Below are 22234 nucleotides of genomic sequence, written 5' to 3'. Positions count from 1 at the left end.
ACCGTGCCGCCTCGTACCCGGCTTGTGCTGCGGTTCGGCGTCGCACCCGGCAGCAGGAGTCAGCCATGCGTATCGTCCTGATGGGCGCACCGGGGTCCGGCAAGGGCACCCAGGCCAAGAAGATGGTCGCCACCTTCGGTATCCCCCAAATCTCCACCGGCGACCTGCTGCGCGCCGCAATGGCCGCCCAGACCGAACTGGGCAAGCAGGTCGAAAGCGCGATGAACGCCGGCCAGCTCGTACCCGACGACCTGGTCCTGGGCCTGATCCGCGACCGGCTGCAGGAACCGGACGCACAAAAGGGCTTCATCCTCGACGGCTTTCCACGCAACGTCGCCCAGGCCGAGACCCTGGACACCATGCTCGAGAAGCTCGGCGCACCGCTGGACCAGGCGATCCAGATCGATGTGCCGTTCGATGAACTGAAACAGCGCCTGACCGGACGCGTCTCCTGCGGCGATTGCGGCGCGGTATTCAACTCCCATACCTTCCCGCCCCAGCAGGAAGGGGTTTGTGATTTGTGCGGTGGCGAACTCGTCCACCGCGCCGATGACACCGAGAAGACGGTCGTCAATCGACTGAAGGTCTATGAAGAACAGACCCAGCCGCTGATCGAATACTACGCCCGCCGCGGCCTGCTCAAGCATGTGAATGGCACCCGCGACATTGCACTGATCTTCGACGAAGTCCGCCAGCTGCTGGGGAAACACTGATCCAGCATGATCCGTGTTTCCCCAGACTGAAACCCGCATGACGCCATCGCCTGACGGCTACGCACGCCCACTGCACCGCCGGGCCACGGCGCGGACCATCATTGCCTGCGTGCTCGGCGTCACGGCCACGGCGGCACAGGCCGGACTCGAGCGGATGGAGCGCCCCCCGGGCTGCGACTTCGCTCCCGGCATGGAGTGGCCCGAGATGCGCGAGCTCGCGGCCGAAATCACTGATATCGACGCCGATTACGTACGCCGAGAGGGTGAACTGATCAGCGCCCGCGGAAACGTCCAGCTCTTCGAACAAGGACGTCGCCTGGATACCGAATTCCTCGAATACGACCGGGCGACGGGCGTGGCTCGCACCGAGGGTGACACCCGGCTGTTCGACGGCGACCTGCTGCTGCACACCGACGGTGGCGAGTACCGCCTGGACGAAGAAACCGGGGAATTCCGGCGCATCGACTACCTGGTGCAGTCCGTGCCGGCACGAGGCAGCGCCGGGGTGGGCATCCAGCTCGCGCCCCACCTGCACGAGTTCGAGGACGCCGAGTACACCACCTGCCCGATCGACAACGACAGCTGGTGGCTGCGCACACGAGATCTGGAACTGGACCGCGAACGCGGCATCGGGGTTGCCCGCAACGCCCGCATTGACTTCAAGGGCGTGCCCATCGCCTACACGCCGTACATCCACTTCCCGCTGGACGACCGCCGCCAGAGCGGCTTCCTGCTGCCCAGCGCCGGGGTCAGTTCACGCCACGGGCTCGACATCAGCACGCCCTGGTACTGGAACATCGCACCGAATTACGACGCGACGTTCACCCCGCGAGTCATGTCGGACCGCGGGGTGAAGCTCGGCACCGAATTCCGCTACCTGCAGCCTCGCCACGAGGGCGTGGCCGATATCCGCTACCTGCCGAGCGACCGCGTATTCGGCGACGACCGGCACTACGTGCAGTGGTTTCACCAGAGCCGCCTGACCTCGGACCTGCGCTTTCGCCTGGACGCCGCCGACGCCTCCGACAGCGAGTATTTCCGCGACTTCGGTGGCGCGGACCGCTACTCCGGCAGCACCCCCTATCTGCGCCGCCGTGCAGACCTGACCTACAACCAGCCGGCCTACCGCCTGCGCACCCGCATCGAGGACTACCAGATCGTCGATCCCGAGCTGCGCGCCCAGCGCGAGCCCTACCAGCGCCTGCCGCAGATCACCCTGGAGGCGGGCGAGTATCTGGGGCGCGGACTGGCCTGGGACCTGGACACTGAACTGGTGCGCTTCGAGCGCAGCGAGAGCGACTCGCTGGAACCCCTGGGCACGCGCTTCGACCTCAACCCCACGGCCTCCTGGCGTTTCGATACTGGGGGCTTCTTCTTTGAGCCCAGCGCCGGGGTGCGCTATACCCATTACGAACTGGACCGCCGGGGCGAGCCAGGACCCGAGTCGATCAGCCGCACCGTGCCGCGGGCATCGATCGACACCGGTCTGGTCTTCGAACGTCCGATCCAGGACGGGCGTCGCCTGCAGACGCTGGAACCGCGGATCTTCTACGGCTATGTCCCGTTCGTCGACCAGACCGATATCCCGGTCTTCGACACCGGCGAGGCGGACTTCAGCTTCGACAACCTGTTCAGCCTCGACCGCTTCGTCGGCGCCGACCGGGTCGGCGACACGCACCAGCTGACCACCGCGCTGACCACCCGCATCTTCGACGAGCAGACCGGCCAGGAACGGATGAGCCTGTCCGCCGGCCAGATTCGCTATTTCGAAGATCGCGAGGTCCGCCGCGCTCCTGACGGCGATCCGCTGACGGAGTCCCGCTCGGATCTCGCCCTTGAGGGCCGCGTGCGCATCGGCGATGCCTGGAGCGGCCGGGGCTCCATCCTGTACAACCAGGACGAAGGCGAGACCACCCTCACAGCACTGTCGGTCAGCTACAGCCCGAGCGCTCGCGCCCGCATCAACGTGGGGTATCGTCAGCGCGAGGCCGGCAACCGCTCCATCGACCAGACCGATGTCTCCGTGCTGTGGCCCGTGACCCCACGCATCGATGCGATCGGGCGCTGGAATTACAGCCTGCAGGAGGAGCGTGATCTCGAACTTCTGGCCGGCCTTCAGTATCGTAGTTGCTGCTATGGCATCCGAGTGGTCGCCCGCCGCGCCTACGACTTCGACGAGACCTACGACAACTCGATTTATTTCCAACTCACGCTGGACGGACTCGGACGTTTCGACTCCGGCGTGGATTCGCTTTTAAGCGAGGGTATAGCCGGATATGACGCACTCCCCTGACCAACACCGCCGGGCCTCCTGGCTCCCGCTACTGGGCGCCGTGCTTATGAGCCTCGGCCTGTCCGCACAGGCGCAGGTTCCCGGCGGCGAACAGCCCGAGGACGCCGTCGAGGCCCCGGTCACCCCGGGGGCCGCCTCCGAGGCCGGAGCCCCTGCCGCGCCCATCACGCCACCGGAGGGGGATCAGTTCACCGATCGCATCCTCGCCGTGGTCGGCGACGACGTGGTGACCCAGCGCGAACTGGTCGAGCGCATGAACCTGGTCGCCCAGCAAATGATGGAGCGCGGCACCCGCCCGCCGGATCGTGACACCCTCGCGCGGCAGGTCATGGAACGGCTAATCGTCGAACGCGTTCAGCTGCAGGAGGCCGAGCGGGTCGGCATCAACATCGACGAGATGACCCTGAACCGGGCGATGGAGAACATCGCGCGCGAAAACCGCATGAACCTGCCGCAGCTGCGTCAGGCCCTGCTGCAGGACGGCGTCGACTTCAACGCCTTCCGCGAACAGATTCGCAACGAACTGACCGTCAACCAGCTGCAGCGTCGCCAGGTCGACAACCAGATTCGCGTCAGCGACCAGGAAATCGCGGACCTGATCGCCTCCGAAAGCGGCGCCATCGACCGCGGCGTGCGCTATCGCATCGCGCACATCCAGGTCTCGCTGCCGCGCGGCGCGGACTCCAGCCAGATCGCCACCGCCCGCGAAAAGGCCCGCGAACTGCGCCAGCGGGTGCGCGAGGGTGAGGACTTCGCCAGTGTGGCCATCTCCGAATCCGATGCCCCGGATGCCCTGGAGGGCGGCGACCTCGGCTGGCGCACCGCCGGCGAGATCCCCTCCGTATTCGCCCGCGAGGCCGTGCTGATGCGCACCGGCGAGATCAGCGACGTGCTGCGCTCGCCGAATGGCTTCCACGTCATGAAGCTGGTGGACCGCGAAGGGGGCGACCAGACCCGCGTCCGGCAGACGCAGGTACGCCACATTCTGATCAGCCCGGACCAGGTCCGCAGCGACGAGGAGGCCCGCCGCCAGGCCGAGTCCTTGTACAACCGCATCCGCGAGGGCAGCGACTTCGAGGCCCTGGCCCGCGCGAACTCCGACGACCCCGGCTCCGCTGCCCAGGGCGGCCAGCTCGGCTGGATCAGCCCCGGCGAGCTAGTGCCCGAGTTCGAGGAGGCGATGAACGCCCTGCAGCCGGGCGAGATCAGCGAGCCGGTGGAGAGCCAGTTCGGCTGGCACATCATCGAGGTCCTCGACCACCGCGAGGTCGACACCTCGCGCGAGCAGATCCGCGCCCGTGCCCGCGAGATCCTGCAAAACCGCAAGCGCGAGGAAGAGATCGAGCTGTGGATGCGGCGCCTGCGCGACGAGGCCTATGTCGAGTACCGCGTTGACGGCTTCGGCTCCTGACGCCCGGACGCCGGGTGCAATCCCGCGTCTGGCACTGACCGCCGGCGAGCCAGCCGGGATCGGGCCAGATCTGCTGATTGCCCTGGCCCACGAGCCTGGCGGTGGCGCCCAGCGCGTCGCCATCGGGGAACCGGATGTACTCGAGCAGCGGGCGCAGCAACTGGGCCGGTCGATCCACCTGATCCCCTTCGACCCCGAACGACCGCGCACCGCTACGCCGCGCGGGGCCCTGGAGATCGTCGCGGTCCCGGCCGGCGGCCCGGTGCAGACGGGCACCCTCGACCCCCGGCACGCCGAAGGCGTACTGGCAATGCTCGCCGCCGCCGCCGATGGCTGTCTCGATGGCACCTTCGACGCGATGGTCACCGGCCCGGTGCACAAGGGCGTGATCAACCGTGCCGGCATCCCGTTCAGTGGTCATACCGAGTGGCTGGCCGAACGCGCTGGCGCGCCCATGCCCGTGATGATGCTGGCCACCGAATCCCTGCGGGTCGCACTGGTGACTACCCACCTGTCCCTGCGCGACGTCCCCGACGCGATCACGCCGGAGCGCATCGAGGCGGTCACCCGCGTACTGCACCACGATCTGGCCGAGGACTTCGGGATCGAACGCCCGCGCATTGGTGTGTGCGGACTGAACCCGCACGCCGGCGAGGACGGTGTACTGGGACGCGAGGAGATCGAGGTCATCACCCCGACGCTCGACCGGCTGCGCGCCGAGGGCCTGGACCTGCGCGGGCCGCTGCCCGCGGATACCGCCTTCACCCCGCGCGCCCTCGCCGAGGTCGATGCGGTACTGGCGATGTATCACGACCAGGGGCTCCCGGTGCTCAAGCACGCAGGATTCGGGCATGCAGTCAACGTGACCCTGGGGCTGCCCTTCGTGCGCACCTCGGTCGATCACGGCACGGCCCTCGACCTGGCCGGCAGCGGCCGCGCAGAGGTCGGCAGCTTCCTCGCGGCCGAGGGCCTGGCGCGGGAACTGGCCCGCCATCGCCTGCAGGCACAGGCCGCGCACGCCCATGGGTGATACCGCACATGGGTAGCGCGCTGCCGCCGATCCGCAAGCGGTTCGGCCAGAACTTCCTGCATGATCAGGCCGTGCTCGCGCGCATCGTCGGCGCGATCGCCCCGCACCCCGACGACCCGGTGCTGGAGATCGGCCCCGGCCGGGGGGCCCTGACGGGCGCCTTGCTGGAGCGCCTGAATCGTCTGGTCGCGGTGGAGATTGACCGTGACCTGGCGGCCGGTCTGCGCGCCGCCTTTGCCCCGGAGCGCCTGGAGCTCCATGTGGGCGACGCGCTGGATCTGGACCTGGCAAGCCTTGGCCCGACACCGGAGGGTGGCTGGCGGGTCGTGGGCAACCTGCCCTACAACATCTCGACCCCCCTGCTATTCCACCTGCTCGATCAGATGGAGGCCATCCGCGACATGCATTTCCTCCTGCAGCGCGAAGTGGTCGAGCGCATGACCGCCGCCCCCGGCAGCAAGACCTACGGCCGACTGACGGTCATGCTCGCGGCGCGCGCCCGGGCCCAGTCGCTGTTCGGGGTTCCCCCCGGCGCCTTCCACCCGCCGCCCAAGGTCCACTCCGCGGTCGTGCGCATCACACCACTGGAGGCGCCGCTGGTGGACAGCGCACTGTATCCGGCGTTCGCAAAGGTCGTGAACCAGGCTTTCTCCAACCGCCGCAAGACCCTGCGGAGGGGGCTGTCCGGGCTGGTGGATGCCTCCCGGATCGAGGCCGCCGATCTGGACCCGGGCGCCCGCCCGGAGACCGTGGACGTCCACGGCTTCGCAGCGCTGGCGCGAATGGTCGCGCCCAGCTGACCGGCCCCGCCAGCGGACCGCGATCCGCTATGATGGACCCATGGACTTCATGGTGGCCGACATCGGAGGTACCCGCACCCGGGTCGCACGTGCGCGCCGCAGCGGCGCGCACTGGTCGTTGCACGACATCCGCCGCTACCCCAGCCGCGACTTTCCCGACTTGGACCACATCCTCGAGGTCTGGCGCAACGAGGTCGAACCGGCCGAGCCGCTGGCCGCTGCCGGACTGGCCCTGGCCGGCCCCGTTCAGAGCGGTCGGGCCCGCGCGACCAACCTCGACTGGCCCGAACTGGATGCGTATGCCCTCGAACAGGCACTGGGTATCCCGGTCGCCCTGATCAACGATTTCGCCGCTGTCGGCGCCTGCCTGGATGCCCTGGAACCCGGAGACCGGATCACCCTGCAGAACGCAGCGGCCGATCCAGAGGGTTTGCGCCTGGTGGTCGGGGCCGGAACGGGTCTCGGGACCTGCCTGGTCGGCCCGCGCCAGCAGCCCGCCATCCATCCCGGCGAAGGGGGGCACGCACGCTTTTCCCCGGCCGACGCCAACGAGGCGGCGCTCGCGGCGTTCGTCAGCGCCGAGGAAGGACTGTGCACCCGCGAGCACCTGCTCAGCGGCCGCGGCATTGCGCGCATCGCACGCTTTGAACTGGCACGCCGGGACGATGGCGAGCTGGCGCGAGCGCTGACCGCGGCCGACCCGGCCGCCGCCATCAGTGACCTGGCCGATGCCGGCCACGCGGCGGCCCTCGCGGTCGTCCAGCGTTTTGTAACGATCTATGCGGGACAACTAGCCGACATGGCCCTGACTGCGCTGCCGACCGGTGGGCTATACCTGGCCGGCGGGATCGCCCCGCGCTGGGCCGATTACTTCCAGGACACGACGTTTCTGCGGGCCCTGCATAATCGCCCACCGATGACCCACTTGCTTGAGCGACTGCCCGTGTCCCTTATCATGCACCCTGAACCCGGCCTGCTGGGCGCTGCCGTCAGCGCCTGGTTCCAGACAGGAGCTGCAACCGAATGAATTCGCCCCGCGAAACCGAAGAACACGCCATCGAGATCGAGGTCGCCACGGCCTATGTCGAGGACCAGTCGGAGCCCGATGACGACCGCTACGTGTTCGCCTACCACATCACGATCCGCAACTCCGGCGCGCTGACCGTGCAGTTGCTGAATCGCCACTGGATCATCCGCGATGGCCGCGACCAGACGCAGGAGGTGCGCGGCGAGGGCGTGGTGGGCGAGCAGCCACGCATCGAGCCGGGGGACAGCTTCGAGTACACCAGCGGCACGGTAATCGAGACACCCGTCGGCACCATGGAGGGCAGCTACGGCATGCAGGACGAACGCGGCAACACCTTCGAGGCGCCGATCCCGCCCTTCACCCTCTCCGTACCCCGTACGCTTCACTAGGCCAGGGCATGGCCCTTTACGCGGTTGGTGACCTCCAGGGCTGCCTGGACCCGCTGGAACGCCTGCTGGAGCAGGTCCGTTTCGACCCCGCCACGGATCACCTGTGGCTGGTGGGTGACCTGGTCAACCGGGGACCAGACTCGCTTGGCTGCCTGCGCTACGTACGCGCCCTGGGCGATGCCGCGACCGCCGTGCTGGGCAATCACGACCTGCACCTGCTGGCCACGGCCGAGGGTGTCCGCACCCCCGGCAACAAGGACACCCTGCGCCCCGTGCTGGACGCCCCGGATGCCGCCGAGCTGCTGGATTGGCTGGCGCAGCGTCCCCTGTTGCACACGGATTCCGACGCTGGCTGGACCCTGGTGCATGCCGGCATTGCGCCGGGCTGGGATCTCGAAACCGCGCAGACCGAGGCCCGGCGGGTGGAGGCCGAGCTGCGCGACCCCGCGCGACGCCATGCCCTGTTCGAGGTGATGTACGGCGACGAGCCTGCCCACTGGGACCCGGAGCTGGCCGGATATGATCGCCTTCGCTTCACGATCAACTCCTTTACCCGCATGCGCTACCTGATGCCCGATGGCGGACTGGAATTCTCAGGCAATGGGCCACCGGAAGATGCCCCGGAAACGCTGACACCGTGGTTTGCCTGGCCGGGCCGCCCAAGCGAAGGCTGGTCCCTGGTGTTCGGTCACTGGGCCGCGCTCGGTCACCGCCGAGGACCCGGCTGGCTGTCACTGGACAGTGGCTGCGTCTGGGGCAGGACAATGACGATCGCGCGCCTCGACGAGACCCGCGACCCCTTCCGGGTACGCACCTGGCAGACCGCCTGCAGCCAATAAGGCGCAGCGTGGCCATCGGCGGCGCAAAGAGCGTCCGCCAGGGAAACACTGAGCAATGCACATGCTCGCACTTGAGTCGCTTTCGCGTGCGAACAAGGCGCGGTGACTACCGTGCAATCGATCTGCACAAGGGAGCCGCAGCACCGTGCGCACACCCGTTTTTGATCAACAATGGGCGGGTAACGCGCTCCACGAGACGCCTTGCCTCGGAAAACCCGGGCACCGATGCGACTTGTACTTGGATCAGTGCTTCTCTAGCCCGCGTGGACCGAGTGCAGATACGCCGAGAGTTCGTCCAACAGACGATCGCGGGCCGCATGCAGTTCGTGCAGGCGCGCCAGAGCCCGGCTATCCTCACCGCGTTCACGCAGGGCGAACAGCTCGCCGGCCAGGTCATGGACCTCCTGGTGCCTCTGAAGCAGGGCCTCGGCCTCGTCCACCCGCCGCGAGCCCGCACGCTCGAGGCCGCGAACGAATCCGTCCCGATCCTCGGCCAATAACGGCGGCTGAGAAGTCTGCCCCTGCAGATAGGCCTCCGCACGCATGACCCAGGCCCGGTGGGCGACTGCGGCATACATCAGAGGCATGGCCTCGCGATGGATCCGAGCCAGGTCCGCCCAGTGGGCCGGTGGCTGCCACTCGTTCACCCACGCCGGGATCCGGTCCGCCGGCATGGGATGCGCAATGCCGTAGCCCTGCGCCAGATCGCAACCGATGCCCAGCAGCATGTCGCCATGGGCAATGGTCTCCACCCCCTCTGCGATCACCTCCCGGCCGAAGGCCCCGGCCAGGCTCAGGACCCCGTCCAGAATCGCCAGATCCTCGGGATCATCCAGAATATCGCCGATGAAGCTCTGATCGACCTTGACCATCCCCGCCGGCAGGCGCTTGAGATAGGTCAACGAGGCGTAGCCGGTGCCGAAGTCGTCCAGCGACACGCCCACCCCGAGGGCCCGGCAACCCTCCAGGCGGCGGGAGATCTCCACCATGTCGCCCAGCGCACTGGTCTCCAGGACCTCCAACTCCAGGCGCCCGGGCGCGAGATCCGGATGGTGCTGCAGCAGCCGCTCCAGGCGCTCGACGAAGTTCGGCTGGCGCAACTGGTAGGCCGCGATGTTGACACTGACCTGTGTGGACAGCCCGACGGTCTCCCAGGCCCGCAGCTGCTGCAGGGTCCGGTCGATCACCCACTCGCCGAGATCAACGGCCAGCGGATGGTCCTCGATCTCGGGCAGGAAATCCCCGGGCGACAGCAGGCCATACTCCGGGTGCTGCCAGCGGATCAGGGCCTCGAACCCGATGACCGTGCCGCTGCGCATATTCACCTTGGGCTGATAGAACAGGACGAATTCCTCGTTCCCCAGCGCGCGGCGGATGTCTTCGAGGGTCTCGTGGTGGCTGCGCGCCGAGCGGTCGCGCTCGGCATCGAACACATGGAAGCGCCCTTTGCCCGACAGCTTCGCCTGATACATCGCCTGATCGGCCTGACGCAGAAGCTGGTCTGCATCCAGGTCCTGGTCCGCCTCCGGGTAGAAGGTCACCCCGAGGCTGGCGGAGACCTGCAACCGGTCGTCTTCCAGCAGCATGGGTTCCGCGGCCGCCTGCAGCAGCCGCTGCAGCAAGGCCTCGCAGCCGTGCAGATCGCCGACGTCGATCAGCACCGCGACGAACTCGTCCCCACCCAGGCGGGAGAGGGTGTCTTCCGAGCGCATGACCGCCTTCATGCGCGCAGCGACCTCCACCAGCATCCGGTCCCCGGCCGCATGCCCGAAGGTGTCGTTGATTCGTTTGAACCCGTCGAGGTCCAGATAGACGACCGCCAGGTGCTCGCCATGGCGCCGCGAGCGGGCCATGGCCTGCTGCAGGCGATCCGCCAGAAGCACCCTATTGGGCAGACCGGTCAGTGCATCGAAATGGGCGATCCGTTCCAGCTGCCGCTCGTGCTCCTTGAGGGTGGTGATATCAGTCGAGATCCCCAGCAGGCCAATGATCTGGCCCGGCTCGTTGTCGTCCCGGATCGGGGTCTTGATCTCCAGATACACTCGGCGGCCGCCATCCTCCTCGATGACCTCGATCTCCTCGGTGGTCTGGTCGCCGTCCAGCACACGGTGGTCGATCTTGCGCAACCGGCGCACCGTGTCTGGAGGGAAGAAACGGCTGTCGGTGCTGCCGGGCAGATCCTCCTCCGTCGCGCCGAACAGGCGCAGGCAGGGCTTGTTGGCAAACGTGTATCGGCCCTGCGGGTCCTTCATGTAAATGTAGGAGGAGACATAGTCCAGCGCATCACGGAAGCGCTGTGACTCGGCATGGGCCGCGCGCAGGGCGAGCTCGTCGTTCTTGCGGTCGCTGATGCCGGTGCAGGTACCGATCATCCGCAACGGGCGGTCCTCCGCATCGCGACTGACGATCAGGCCGCGATCCTCGAGCCAGATCCAGTGACCATCCGCGTGCCGGACCCGGTACTCCTGGACGTAGCGTTCGCGCCGGCCCTCGAGATAGGCCCGTAGCGCGGCCTTCACCGACTCCTTTTCATCCGGATGGATGCGCCGTTCCCATTCCTCCAGGGAGGCCCCGAGTTCGGCCTCGACCACCCCCATGATTTCGCGCCAGCGGGGCGAGAAGTAGAGCGTGTCCCGCGCGATATCCCAGTCCCAGAGGCCACTGCGCGAACCCTCCAGGGCAAAGCGCCAGCGAAATTCGCTCTCGCGCAGCTGCTGCTCCTGCCCGCGGAGCTCGTCGGTCAGGCGCCGGGCGATCTCCTCGGCGCGCACCCGGGTGCCGGAGATCGACAGGATCAGCCCGAACAGCAGGCCGCTCAGCGCCAGCCCGGCCACCAGCGTGCCCCAGGCGCTGGTGTAGGCCACCGCCGCATCCGGGTCCTGGTGATCGAACTGCAGCCGCCAGATGCGGCCGTTGAACTCGATCTCGCGGGACTGGGCAAACCGGCTGGGGACCTCCGAGTCGATGCCGCTGTTGCTGAACAGCAGGCGGTCGTCATCCACCTGGGGCCCGTCATAGATGCGCAGCCCAACGCCCTCGCCCTCCATCAGTTCCCAGTCACCAAGGATGCCGGTCATCAGGTCCGTCATGCGGTACGGACTGTAGGCCCAGCCCTTCAGGGCCTCGGCCCGTTGCCCCGGCGTATCGATGGGCATATCCATGCGATAGATGGGCACGTACATCAGCGTACCGGCCTGCACGTCCTCCTCGGTCTCCTGCACCAGCTGCACACGCCCGGTCAGCGCCGCACGCCCGGTATCCCGGGCCTGGGTCATCGCCTCGCGGCGCACCGGCTCCGAGAACATGTCATAGCCGAAGGCCCGCTGATTGCGGGCGTCGAAAGGTTCGAGGTAGACGATCGAGGAGTAGGTCTCGCGCGGACCCGGCGGAAACACGGTGTAGTCCGGGAAGCCCTCGACCCGAATCTCCTCGATGTGTGCGGCCAACTCGTCGGGCCGCAACAGGCGTGAAAAACCGATCCCCTGCACGCGCTCGAGGGTGTCGGATACCCGGAGCTTGCGCACGTAGTCGCGCCACTCCTCGCGCGTGACCTCCTCGGAGGCATCGTACAATCCTGCGGCCCCGCGCAGCACCAGGGCGTAGGCATCCAGTCGCTCCTCGATCCGGATCGTCACCTGATCGGCGGCGAACGCAAAGCGATCAGTCGCCTCGGCATCCAGCACCTGCTTGACCTGAAGCGCCGCGAGCAGCGTCAGCACGCCGCCAAAAACCAGTACGATCACCGCGAACGAATAGCGTCCGGAAGCATGGGTACGCGGGTGAAAGAAGGGTATCAACGTCAACAAAACGCCCTGGCCGTGAACAGAGCCAAGTTAACCACGAAAGAAATTCCGGTAACACCGGTCCCGGGCCGAGCCCGGGTCGCGGCCAGGCGAAGCAGAAAACGACAGGGCGCGCCGCTGTCGTCAGTCGCCGGCGACGGTCATCGATTCGACCAGGATCGAGCCGGTGTGGATGTTGCCCCGGCGATCGACGTCGGTCCCCACCGCGACGATGCGCTGGTAGATGTCCTTGAGATTGCCGGCGATGGTGATCTCTTCCACCGGGTACTGGATCTCGCCATTCTCCACCCAGAAGCCGGCCGCCCCGCGCGAATAGTCGCCGGTGACCGCGTTCACACCCTGGCCGATCAGTTCGGTCACCAGAAAGCCCGTGCCCATCTCGGCCAGCAGGGCGGCAAAGTCCCGCTCGCCCGGTTTGACGGTCACGTTGCGCGCGCCACCCGCGTTGCCAGTGCTCTCCAGCCCCAGGCGCCGGGCAGCGTAGCTGTCCAGGGTATAGCTCTGCAGTACGCCATCAGACACCAGAGGACGGTTGCGCGTACGCACGCCCTCGCCATCAAACGGGGCACTGCCGAGCGCGCGCGGCGTCAGCGGGCGTTCCTCGATCTGCATCCAGTCGGGAAACACGGACTCCCCGACCGCATTCAGCAGGAACGAGCTGTGGCGGTACTGTGCGGGGCCGGAGATCGCGCGGGTAAAGCTGCCGATCAGCGTGCGCGCCATCTCCGGGGCAAACAGCACCGGGCAGCTGCGCGTGGAAAGCTTGCGCCCGCCCAGGCGCCGCACGGTGCGCTCGGCGGCCTGACGCCCGATAGCCTCGCAGGCGTCGAGATCCGCCGCGTGGCGGGCCACGGTGTAGGCATAGTCGCGCTGCATGCCGGCATCGTCGCGCGCCACCAGGGCACAGGACATCGAGTGACGCGTACTGCGATACCCGCCCATGAAGCCCTGCGAGTCGCCGAGAAAGGCGATCGCCCGGCGGGTGCTGACGCTCGCGCCTTCGGAGTTCTCGATCCGCGAATCGGCGGCAAAGCCCGCGGCCTCGATCGCACGCGCAAGTTCGGTCGCCTGCTCGGCATCGCAGTCCCAGGGGTGGTCGAGGTCCAGGTCATCCCACTCCCCGGCCTTGAGCGCGGGATCGGGCATCCCGGCATAGGGGTCCGGCTCGGTGTAGCGCGCGATGCGGCAGGCGGCCTCGACCGTATCCAGCAGGGCCTGCTCGCCGAAATCGGTGGTCGAGGCGGCCCCCTTCGACTGGCCGAAGTAGGCAATCAGCGACAGGCTCTGGTCGCGTTCGTACTCCAGCGTCTCGATCTCGCCCTTGCGCACGGAGAGCTCCAGACCGACGCTGTGGCTGACCACCGCCTGCACATCCGAAGCCCCCTGCGCGCGGGCCACGTCCAGGGTCCGCTGGACGCGATCCTGCAGGGAGTCGGCGGAATGGGACAGGGCCTGGATCTCGAGATCCGGCGCCATGCGTTCGGGGGATGTGCTCATACAGACGTCCGTTTGCCTTCAGATCAACAGAATCGGCGGGCCGGGTTCATCCCGGCCCGCCGTGGTGTGCGAAGCCCCGCGGGGCTTCAGGAGGGGCGGCCCGTGTGCTTGTGTACGGCGCCAACGTTGCCCCAGCGTTCCAGGTCCTCGACGTGCACGCCGACCCAGTAAAGCTTGCCAACGCTGTCACGGGTCCAGCCACCAACCAGTTCCTGGCCCTCGCCCAGCTCGACGTGATCGGCGAAATGCTCGGCCCGTTCGCGGTCGCGGAAGACATGCCACTGCACGATCTTGTCGTGGCCGTGTCCCTCGGGCAGGGAATGTTCCTGATCCAGAAAATCCAGCTTCATCTAAGCCTCCTTGTCGCTGCTCGTCCGCGGGCACGCCGGGCCGGCGTCAGGCCGCCTGGGTGCCCCCCACGGTCATGCCGTCGATACGCAGGGTGGGCTGCCCCACGCCTACCGGCACGCCTTGTCCTTCCTTGCCACAGGTCCCCACCCCGGGGTCCAGGCGCATGTCGTTGCCCACCATCGAGACGCGGGTGAGCACGTCCGGGCCGTTGCCGATCAGGGTCGCGCCCTTGACCGGGTAGGTCACCCTGCCCTTCTCGACGCGATAGGCCTCGGAGGCGGAGAAGACAAACTTGCCGGAGGTGATGTCCACCTGCCCGCCGCCGAAGTTGACCGCATACAGGCCGTCCTCCACCGAGGCGAGGATCTCCTCCGGGTCAGCCTCGCCCGCCAGCATGTAGGTATTGGTCATGCGCGGCATCGGCAGATGGGCGTAGGATTCGCGCCGGCCGTTGCCGGTCGACTGGACGCCCGTCAGTCGGGCATTCATCTCGTCCTGCATGTAGCCACGCAGAATACCGTCCTCGATCAGCACGGTCTGTTGCGTCGCAGTGCCCTCGTCGTCCACGTTCAGCGAACCGCGGCGCCCCTCCAGCGTGCCGTCGTCGACGATGGTGATGCCCTTTGCGGCCACCCGCTCGCCGATACGCCCGGAAAAGGCCGAGGTCCCCTTGCGGTTGAAGTCGCCCTCCAGGCCGTGGCCAATCGCCTCGTGCAGCAGCACACCGGGCCAGCCCGGGCCCAGCACGACCTTCATCGTGCCGGCCGGCGCGTCACGCGCCTCCAGATTCACCAGGGCCTGGCGCACCGCCTCGCGGGCATAGCCAGCCGCGCGGTCATTCTCGAGGAAGTAGCGATAACCGAAGCGGCCGCCGCCCCCGGAGCTACCGGATTCGCGGCGATCCCCCTGCTGGGCGATTACCTGAACGCTCAGGCGGACCAGCGGGCGTACATCGGTGGTCAACTCGCCACGCGCATTCAGTACCAGGACGACCTCGTGCACCCCGGCGAGGGAGCACATCACCTGGGTCACGCGCGGATCGGCGGCGCGTGCTGCGGCGTCCACTTCCTTGAGCAGGTCGATCTTGGACTGCTCGTCCAGCGAATCCATGGGGTTCTCGGGGGCGTAAAGCGCCGGACGAGTCGGCATGCGGCTCGCGACCGCGACCCGCCCGCTCTGGCCCGCATCGGCGATGCTGCGCGCGGTGCGGGCCGCATCCAGCAGGGCCGGCATCGCGATGTCGTCCGAATAGGCAAAACCGGTCTGCTCGCCACGCACCACGCGGATACCCACGCCGCGCTCGATATTGAAGCTGGCCGATTTGACGATGCCGTCCTCCAGCGACCAGCCCTCCTGGCAGGCAAACTGGAAGTAGCAGTCGCCCCCGTCCACGCCGCGGCCAAAGGTCGTGCCGAGCAGGGTGGTCAGCTCGTGGTCGCCCAGACCGGCCGGGTCGAGCAGGGTTTGTTGGGCAAGGCTGTCGATCATGGAATCCTCGGGGTTCAGGAATGCGTTCAGTATGGAGCTTGGGGCCCGCGCCGGGCTTTCAAGCCCGCGCGCCACGCGGTTATGCCCGCCGCAGACATTCGGACTAGACCGTCCCCGGGCAGGCCAGGCGCCGATGTTCGATGGTGGGGAACACGGTGCGGATGCGCTCGACCTGGGCATGATCCAGATCGGCCAGCAGCACACCCGGGTTGCGCTGCAACTGATTCACGACCCGGCCCCAGGGGTCGACCAGGGCGCTGTGCCCATGGGTCTCGCGACCGTTCACGTGGAACCCGCCCTGGGCCGACGAAAGCATATAGCACTGGTTCTCGATCGCGCGGGCACGCAGCAGGACATCCCAGTGAGCCTGGCCGGTCTGCGCGGTAAACGCCGCCGGCAGCGCGACCCAGTCAGCCCCCTGGTCCAGCAGGGCCCGAAACAGCTCCGGGAAGCGCAGGTCATAGCAAATCGCGAGCCCCATGCGCCCCACAGGGGTATCCACGACCACCACCTCGTCGCCCCGTTCGAATACCTTCGATTCCGTGTAGGCCTCGCTGCTGTCTGGTAACTGCACGTCGAACAGGTGGATCTTGTCGTAACGTGCGACCTGCTGGCCCTGGTCGTCGAACACCAGGCAGGCGGAGCGCACGCGCCCCCCGTCCTCGGTCTGTAGCGGCACGGTGCCACCGACAATCCACAACCCCAGGCGACGGGCCTGCTCGGCGAGGAAGGCCTGCAGCGGCCCCGCCCCGTCGGCGACCTCGGCGATGCCCAGGATGTCCGACTCCTGCATCCCCATGAACGCGAAGTTCTCGGGCAGCACCGCCAGACGGGCCCCCTTGTCCGCGGCCTCCTGCAGCAGGCGCTTGGCCTCCAGCAGGTTTGCCTGGGGCTGAGGCCCGGAGGCCATCTGTATTGCCGCTACCTGTGTCATCGGTACATCCGCTAGTCGTCGTTGTCAGTGGCGGGCTGAACCAGGGTCTGCACCTCCGGGTCGTCCCACGGACCGGTGACGCGATATTCCACGCGAGCGGCCTCTTCGATTTGATCCCCAATCCCCAGCACTCGTTCCGCCAACAGTACCACCACCCCGGTTACCGGACCGCCGACCAGGGCCCCGACGATCGGCAGTGCGGTACGCAGACTCGGCACCACCACGATGTGGTGATCGTAATCGCGCGCGACCAGGCCGGTGCGACCGCTCAGTCGTACGCGCGCGGATGGGCCCCGCATCTCCAGATCGGGGACGTGCAGATTGCCATCTTGCAGCGTCGCGGTCGCCTCCAGCCGATCGAACGAAAGTCCTTCCGTGAACACGTCACGGAAATCGAGCCGCAGACGTCGCGGCAACACATCCAGACTCACCAGCCCCAGCAGGCGCCCTGCCCCCGGCTCGACATCCGCCAGGCGGCCATCTTCGAGTTCCAGCTCCATCGTCCCGGCCAGTAACGCCAGGCGCGGTGCATACAGCGGACCAGGCCAGGACAGGTCCAGTCGACCCTCCCCCTCGCCCCCCACCAGTGCGCGGGAGAGCCGTGCCGATGACAGGGCCCCTCCCCAGTCATCACCAGACAGCCGGACATCCAGACGGCTGTCGGGCCGTCCGTCGGCGAGGACATGCCAATGGCCAGTCCCTTGCGCCCGCAAATCGCCGTCCGGGCCGCGGGCGCGCAGGCTCTCCACCCGCAGACCCTGGTCCACGGGCTCCAGTGCCAGGTGGACATCGGCCAGGCGGTACTCGCCGACTTGCAGCCGGTCCAGGATCAGATCCACCCCCGGCCACTCCCGCGGGTCCTCCAGCCCCCCTCCCTCGACAGCCCGAACGGTCGTATCGCTGTCCGGCTCGCCATCAAATTCCACGTCCTCGAGGATCAAATGACGCAGGCGCGCCTGCCAGCGGTCACGGCCATCGCCGGACGCACGCCAGGAGGCGCTTCCCGCCAGCCAGGCAGACTGGGCCTCCAGGTCCCAGCCCTCGTCACGACGCTGCCCCTGCAGGCGCATACCCGGGATCTCCAGCTCGCCCCAGCGGATACGATCGCGCACGTCCAGCTCGATCCGCTGCAGGCTGAGGCCGCCGCTGCCATCTGCGGCTTCCACATCCCCCAGATCCACATCCCGCGCCCAGGGCGCCTCGGCCAGCGCCTCCAGCCAGGGCTGGACCTCCAGCTTCGGCAACCGTGCCCGCACCGAGAGGCCCTCGCCCGGAAGCGAGAGCAGGGTTGCGGCCGGGATGCCTATCTCCAGCGCCATGGCCTGCACGTCCGTTCCGGCCGCAGCGGTCTGTGGATCCACCCCGCGCGCAGCCGGGTCGTCCGGTGCCTGACTTGGGCTCAGGCGCAGGTGGGCCCGCAAGGTCTCGCCCAGCCGCACATGCCCGATGCCCGCCCGGCTGTGACCGAACGGGAGCGTTACCTCCAGTGGGCGCCGCTCATCGGGTTCCTTGCCAATCGGGCTGGGCCAGTCGATCCCGACGCCGACCAGATCCGAGCTCAGGTCGAGACGCACGCCATCGATGGCATCCCCCAGCCGCAGGGTCGCATCCCAGGTCGCGCGCCCCTCCAGATATGGCTGCAGGGCGGGTATCTCCTCCAGCCACGGTTCCAGCGGCTGGGGGCCATGGGCGCGAATCGTGGCCTCCTCGCCGTTCAGCGGCCAGTCGGCGCTGACATTGATCCACTCTCCATGGACTCGTGCCTGCACATCATCGGCCCATACCCGGTCGTGGGTATCAAAATGCACCGCACCCTCCACAGCCTCGAAGCCGGTCGGCCAGCCGGCGACTTCGGCCCGCGTGTGCAGCAGGTCCAGCCGCCCCTGCACACGGACATCCTGCAGGCGGTCCTCGTCGAGCGGCAGGGTAATGCCCAGGGCCAGACGCGTGGGCCCCTCGATCATGGCCGCATCGCGAATCTCGGCGGCGTCCTCCAGCAACCCGGCCTGACGCAGGTACAGCAGCAGGTCCTGTGCGGTGCCGTCGCCCGTCCCTTCGATTTCCAGGACCGGGGTGTCCATCATGTCGTCGATCCACACCTCGGTGCCGTGGACCGCCGTATCGAGGATGCGTCCCGAGACATCGGTCGCGCGGAAACTCGCGTTGTGGAACAGCAGGCGCCCGCGCAAGTCCTCCGCCACCGGCCAGCCGGGCTCGTAATCGAGCCGGCCTTCCTCGATATCCGCCCACAGGTCGAACACACCCGACTGATCCGTAAACGGGAAGTCGCGGCCACGGCCGCGATAGACCATACCGCCCCCGTCGGAGACCCCCGTCTGGATGCTCTCCGCCAGCCACTGGTAGGTATTGGATGGCAACAGGTGGATGGGCAGATAACGCTGGGTGTAGTCGCCGTCGGCGCGCAGGATATCCAGCGCCAGGTCCACGCGCGGGCCCGACTCGTGTCCGTCGAACAACAGCCGCATGCGTCCGCGCGCCGCCGCGTGCTCGTTCGCGACATCGAGCCCCTCCCCGGCGATGCGCCAGTCACCCGCCTCGCTGCGCTCGGCCCGCAGCCGCCCGCGCACCGTCTCGACCCACAGGGGGTCATCAAACAGGGTCGGCATCTCGAAGCGCACATTGCGGCTGTCGAGGTCGAGCTCCAACCCGCCCTCGCGCCAGGAGACCTCCCCGTCGACCCCCTGCACGCCCGGCCCGTAATCGCCCGCATGCCATTGCAGATCGCGCAGTTGCGCCAGCCCCTCTGCCGGCTCCAGGCGTTCCCCGTCATGCCGCGCCCGCACCCAGGCATCGCCGAGCCGTCCGCGCGGGCGCACCTCGCGCAGGGGGGCGGCCAGCTCGGGCGCGCGCTGCTCTACCAGGAACAGCAGCGGCGCATAGGGCTCCACCTCCAGGTCCCGCGCCGCGAGTTCCAGCGCCTCGACGATCAGGGCCTCGGGTTCCCCCCCGAGCGTATAGCGCAGGCGCAGATCGCCCGACCCCGGGCGCGTCGCGGTCCAGTTGGATTCATGGGCGGCGCCGCGCACCCGCCAGTCGAAGCGATGACCAAAGGCGCCCCCCGGCTCGCCCCCGGCTCCGTCCAGCTGGGTGTCGTGCTCGCCGCGCAGCGCGACCACACGGCCATCGTCGATCTCGCCCCACAGGCGCAGAGCGGTCGTGCCAGGAGGCGGCTCCCAGCCCAGGCGCACCAGCCAGGGAGACCAGGCGCCCAGTGCCACCGGTTGGGTATCGAGGAAGAAACGTGCATCGCGGGCGGTCGCATCCGGCACCTCCACTCCCAGGATGAAGTCACCGTCGGCCGCCCCCTGCATGGCGCCATCGAGGAAGACTCGCAGCCGGCCCCGGGCGTCCGTCCGCACGGCCAGGCGCCGCACGTCCAGGACCGACTCCAGCGCCGCCCCGCGGTCCTCCCAGGTGATGCGCACCTCGCTCGCTTCGAGATCCGGCCAGCGCTCCACCGGGATCTCCAGCAAGGCGCCGTCGCCCAGCCCCACCTCGTAGCCGTGTACGTGAATCGCGCCATCGGCCTCGCGGACCACCCGGACCTCGGTGCCGGCCACTTCGATCTGCATCGACGGAAAACGGCTTCGCAGCGTCGCTCCGGCGCTGAGTGACAGGCGCAGGCGTTCGAGATGCAGCGGTTCCTCGCCGGACAGGTCGACGCTCACCCCCCGGGCAACCAGCGCCGGCGACCAGCCGGACCAGCCCAGTTCGATCTCGTCCGTGCGAACGGGGTAACCCAGCTGCGCGCTGGCCGTGGTCTCCACCCACTCGCCCAGCCCGTCCCAGTGGGCCACCGTCAGGCGCAGAGACAGCAAGGCAAGCGCAGCCAGCGCAATCAGCAGCAGGAGGACGCCAACAGCGACACGAACGGAGTGTGACAGGGCTCTCATTTCAGCCCCGACCGGCCGCAACACCGCCGGCCCGGTGTGCCGGGACCCCTGCGCTGTCTGGGCCCGTGCATCGCTGTCACGCCGTCCGTTTCCTCCTCCGTTCCTGGCTGGGGGCTCGTTTACCCAGCGTTTCCCTGGCTAGAACAAAACCACCTAGATGAAAACCACGTCGAACTGCTCCTGGGTATATAGCGTCTCCACCTGGAAACGGATCGGGATACCGACAAAGCTCTGCAGCTCCGCCAGGCTCGCCGATTCCTCGTCCAGAAGCAGGTCGATCACGTTCTGCGAGGCGAGCACGCGCAGTTCGCGCGCGTCGTACTGACGTACCTCGCGCAGGATCTCGCGAAACAGCTCGTAGCAAACGGTCTCGGCCGACTTCAGATAGCCGCGCCCCGCACAGGTTGGACACGGTTCGCAGAGCTGGTGTTCCAGGCTCTCGCGCGTTCGCTTGCGCGTCATCTCCACCAGCCCCAGTGGCGAGACATCGCAGATCTGCGTCTTCACGTGATCGCGTTCGAGCGCCTTCTCCAGCGCGCGGATCACCTGGCGCTTGTGCTCGTCGTCCTGCATGTCGATGAAATCGATGATGATGATCCCGCCGAGATTGCGCAGGCGCAGCTGGCGCCCGATCGCCTGGGCCGCCTCGAGGTTGGTCTTGAAGATCGTCTCTTCCAGCTTGCGATGCCCGACGAAACCGCCGGTATTGATATCCACCGTGGTCATCGCCTCGGTCTGGTCGAAGATCAGGTAGCCCCCGGACTTCAGCTCGACCTTGCGCTCCAGCGCCCGCTGAATCTCCTCCTCGACATTGAACAGATCGAAGATCGGGCGCTCGCCAGGGTAATGCTCGATCCGCCCGACCAGCTCCGGGAGGTACTGTGCGACGAACTCGCACACCTTCTGGTAGGTCTCGCGTGAATCGATACGGATGCGCTCGATCTCGACCCCGACCATGTCGCGCAGGATGCGCAGCACCAGCGGCAGGTCGGCGTAGACCTCCTCCCCCGCACTGGCCTCGGCGGCGGCGAGCTGAATGCTGTCCCAGACCTTCTTCAGGAAGGCCGTGTCGTTTTCCAGGGCCTCGTCGTCCACCAGCTCCGCCGCGGTGCGCACGATAAAGCCATGCTGCGGGGCGATCTCGTCGCGCAGCGCCTCCACCTTCTCGCGCAGACGACTGCGCGAGCCCTCGTCCTCGATACGCGTGGATACGCCGACATTGCTCTGATTCGGCATCAGCACCAGATGGCGGGACGGCACGGTGATGTAGGTCGTCAGCCGGGCGCCCTTGGTGCCCAGCGGGTCCTTGATCACCTGCACCAGGACATCCTGGCCTTCGCGCAGCAACTCGCGGATGGTCTCGGCACGGCCGGAACCATTGCCGCCGCCGTTTCCGGCGCCATTGCCCGCCCCATTGCCCACTCCTGGGCCATTAAGCTCTTCACGCTCCACCGGGGCCACGTCGGAGGCATGCAGAAAGGCCGTACGATCCAGGCCGATGTCCACGAAGGCCGCGTCCATGCCCGGGAGCACGCGCACGACACGACCCTTGTAGATGTTGCCGACGATCCCGCGCCGACGGGCCCGCTCCAGGTGCAGTTCGGTCAGAACGCCGTTGTCGACCAGGGCCACGCGGCTTTCCTGGGGGGTGACGTTCATCAGGATTTCGGTACCGGTCATGCTGGGTTTTTCTTCTTGTTGTTGTGAATGTGCAAGCCACGCCGGCCTCCCGCGCAGACGCGGAA

At 67.8% G+C, this 22234-nt stretch carries 15 protein-coding genes; 8 read left to right on the top strand and 7 right to left on the bottom strand.

Features of this window, described 5'->3' with window-relative positions:
* Window positions 1-65 precede the first annotated feature (65 nt).
* The 8 genes from F468_RS0106025 to F468_RS0105990 are packed head-to-tail and all read left to right on the top strand — an operon-like array spanning window position 66 to window position 8502.
* Window positions 66-713: an adenylate kinase gene (locus F468_RS0106025; protein WP_018649281.1), complete on the top strand. Its 648-nt coding sequence runs from the start codon at window positions 66-68 to the stop codon at window positions 711-713.
* 37 nt (window positions 714-750) lie between these two features.
* On the top strand, window positions 751-3006 hold the full coding sequence (locus tag F468_RS0106020; RefSeq protein ID WP_018994763.1) for an LPS-assembly protein LptD: 2256 nt from the start codon (window positions 751-753) through the stop codon (window positions 3004-3006).
* Window positions 2990-4417: a peptidylprolyl isomerase gene (locus F468_RS0106015; RefSeq protein ID WP_026182207.1), complete on the top strand. Its 1428-nt coding sequence runs from the start codon at window positions 2990-2992 to the stop codon at window positions 4415-4417. Before F468_RS0106020 ends, F468_RS0106015 begins: the two co-directional genes overlap by 17 nt.
* Window positions 4383-5447 (top strand): 4-hydroxythreonine-4-phosphate dehydrogenase PdxA, encoded by a 1065-nt coding sequence (gene pdxA, locus F468_RS0106010; protein ID WP_026296498.1) that lies wholly within the window; start codon window positions 4383-4385, stop codon window positions 5445-5447. The genes F468_RS0106015 and pdxA overlap by 35 nt, the downstream gene beginning before the upstream one ends.
* 8 nt (window positions 5448-5455) lie before the next feature.
* Window positions 5456-6247: a 16S rRNA (adenine(1518)-N(6)/adenine(1519)-N(6))-dimethyltransferase RsmA gene (gene rsmA / locus F468_RS0106005; protein WP_018175425.1), complete on the top strand. Its 792-nt coding sequence runs from the start codon at window positions 5456-5458 to the stop codon at window positions 6245-6247.
* A gap of 40 nt (window positions 6248-6287) precedes the next feature.
* Window positions 6288-7274: an ROK family protein gene (locus F468_RS0106000; protein ID WP_018138657.1), complete on the top strand. Its 987-nt coding sequence runs from the start codon at window positions 6288-6290 to the stop codon at window positions 7272-7274.
* A complete protein-coding gene (gene apaG / locus F468_RS0105995; RefSeq protein ID WP_012983348.1) occupies window positions 7271-7663 on the top strand; it encodes a Co2+/Mg2+ efflux protein ApaG in 393 nt (130 codons plus the stop codon). The genes F468_RS0106000 and apaG overlap by 4 nt, the downstream gene beginning before the upstream one ends.
* 8 nt (window positions 7664-7671) lie before the next feature.
* The gene (locus F468_RS0105990; protein ID WP_018138656.1) at window positions 7672-8502 is read left to right on the top strand and encodes a symmetrical bis(5'-nucleosyl)-tetraphosphatase; all 831 of its coding nucleotides are present in this window, start codon (window positions 7672-7674) and stop codon (window positions 8500-8502) included.
* A gap of 254 nt (window positions 8503-8756) precedes the next feature.
* Here F468_RS0105990 and F468_RS0105985 read toward each other — a convergent pair whose 3' ends face one another.
* The 7 genes from F468_RS0105985 to rng all read right to left on the bottom strand — a co-directional run bounded on the left by F468_RS0105985 (window position 8757) and on the right by rng (window position 22169).
* On the bottom strand, window positions 8757-12245 hold the full coding sequence (locus F468_RS0105985; RefSeq protein WP_018994761.1) for an EAL domain-containing protein: 3489 nt from the start codon (window positions 12243-12245) through the stop codon (window positions 8757-8759).
* Window positions 12246-12428: 183 nt separating this feature from the next.
* Window positions 12429-13802, bottom strand: coding sequence for a metalloprotease PmbA (gene pmbA, locus F468_RS0105980; protein ID WP_018138654.1), 1374 nt, complete (start codon window positions 13800-13802; stop codon window positions 12429-12431).
* An 86-nt stretch (window positions 13803-13888) separates the two neighbouring features.
* A complete protein-coding gene (locus tag F468_RS0105975) occupies window positions 13889-14152 on the bottom strand; it encodes a hypothetical protein (RefSeq protein WP_012983351.1) in 264 nt (87 codons plus the stop codon).
* A gap of 46 nt (window positions 14153-14198) precedes the next feature.
* Window positions 14199-15641: a metalloprotease TldD gene (tldD, locus tag F468_RS0105970; RefSeq protein ID WP_018138653.1), complete on the bottom strand. Its 1443-nt coding sequence runs from the start codon at window positions 15639-15641 to the stop codon at window positions 14199-14201.
* A 103-nt stretch (window positions 15642-15744) separates the two neighbouring features.
* Entirely contained in the window at window positions 15745-16575 is an 831-nt protein-coding gene (locus F468_RS0105965; protein ID WP_038038394.1) for a carbon-nitrogen hydrolase family protein, read from the bottom strand.
* Window positions 16576-16586: 11 nt separating this feature from the next.
* Window positions 16587-20489: a YhdP family protein gene (locus F468_RS0105960; protein ID WP_018994760.1), complete on the bottom strand. Its 3903-nt coding sequence runs from the start codon at window positions 20487-20489 to the stop codon at window positions 16587-16589.
* A gap of 153 nt (window positions 20490-20642) precedes the next feature.
* Window positions 20643-22169 (bottom strand): ribonuclease G, encoded by a 1527-nt coding sequence (gene rng, locus F468_RS0105955; protein ID WP_018138651.1) that lies wholly within the window; start codon window positions 22167-22169, stop codon window positions 20643-20645.
* Window positions 22170-22234 lie beyond the last annotated feature (65 nt).

Source organism: Thioalkalivibrio sp. ALJ2, assembly GCF_000378325.1.
Classification (GTDB): Bacteria; Pseudomonadota; Gammaproteobacteria; order Ectothiorhodospirales; family Ectothiorhodospiraceae; genus Thioalkalivibrio.
The sequence above is the reverse complement of the archived record's forward strand: the minus strand, read 5'-3'. Positions and strand labels throughout refer to the sequence as shown.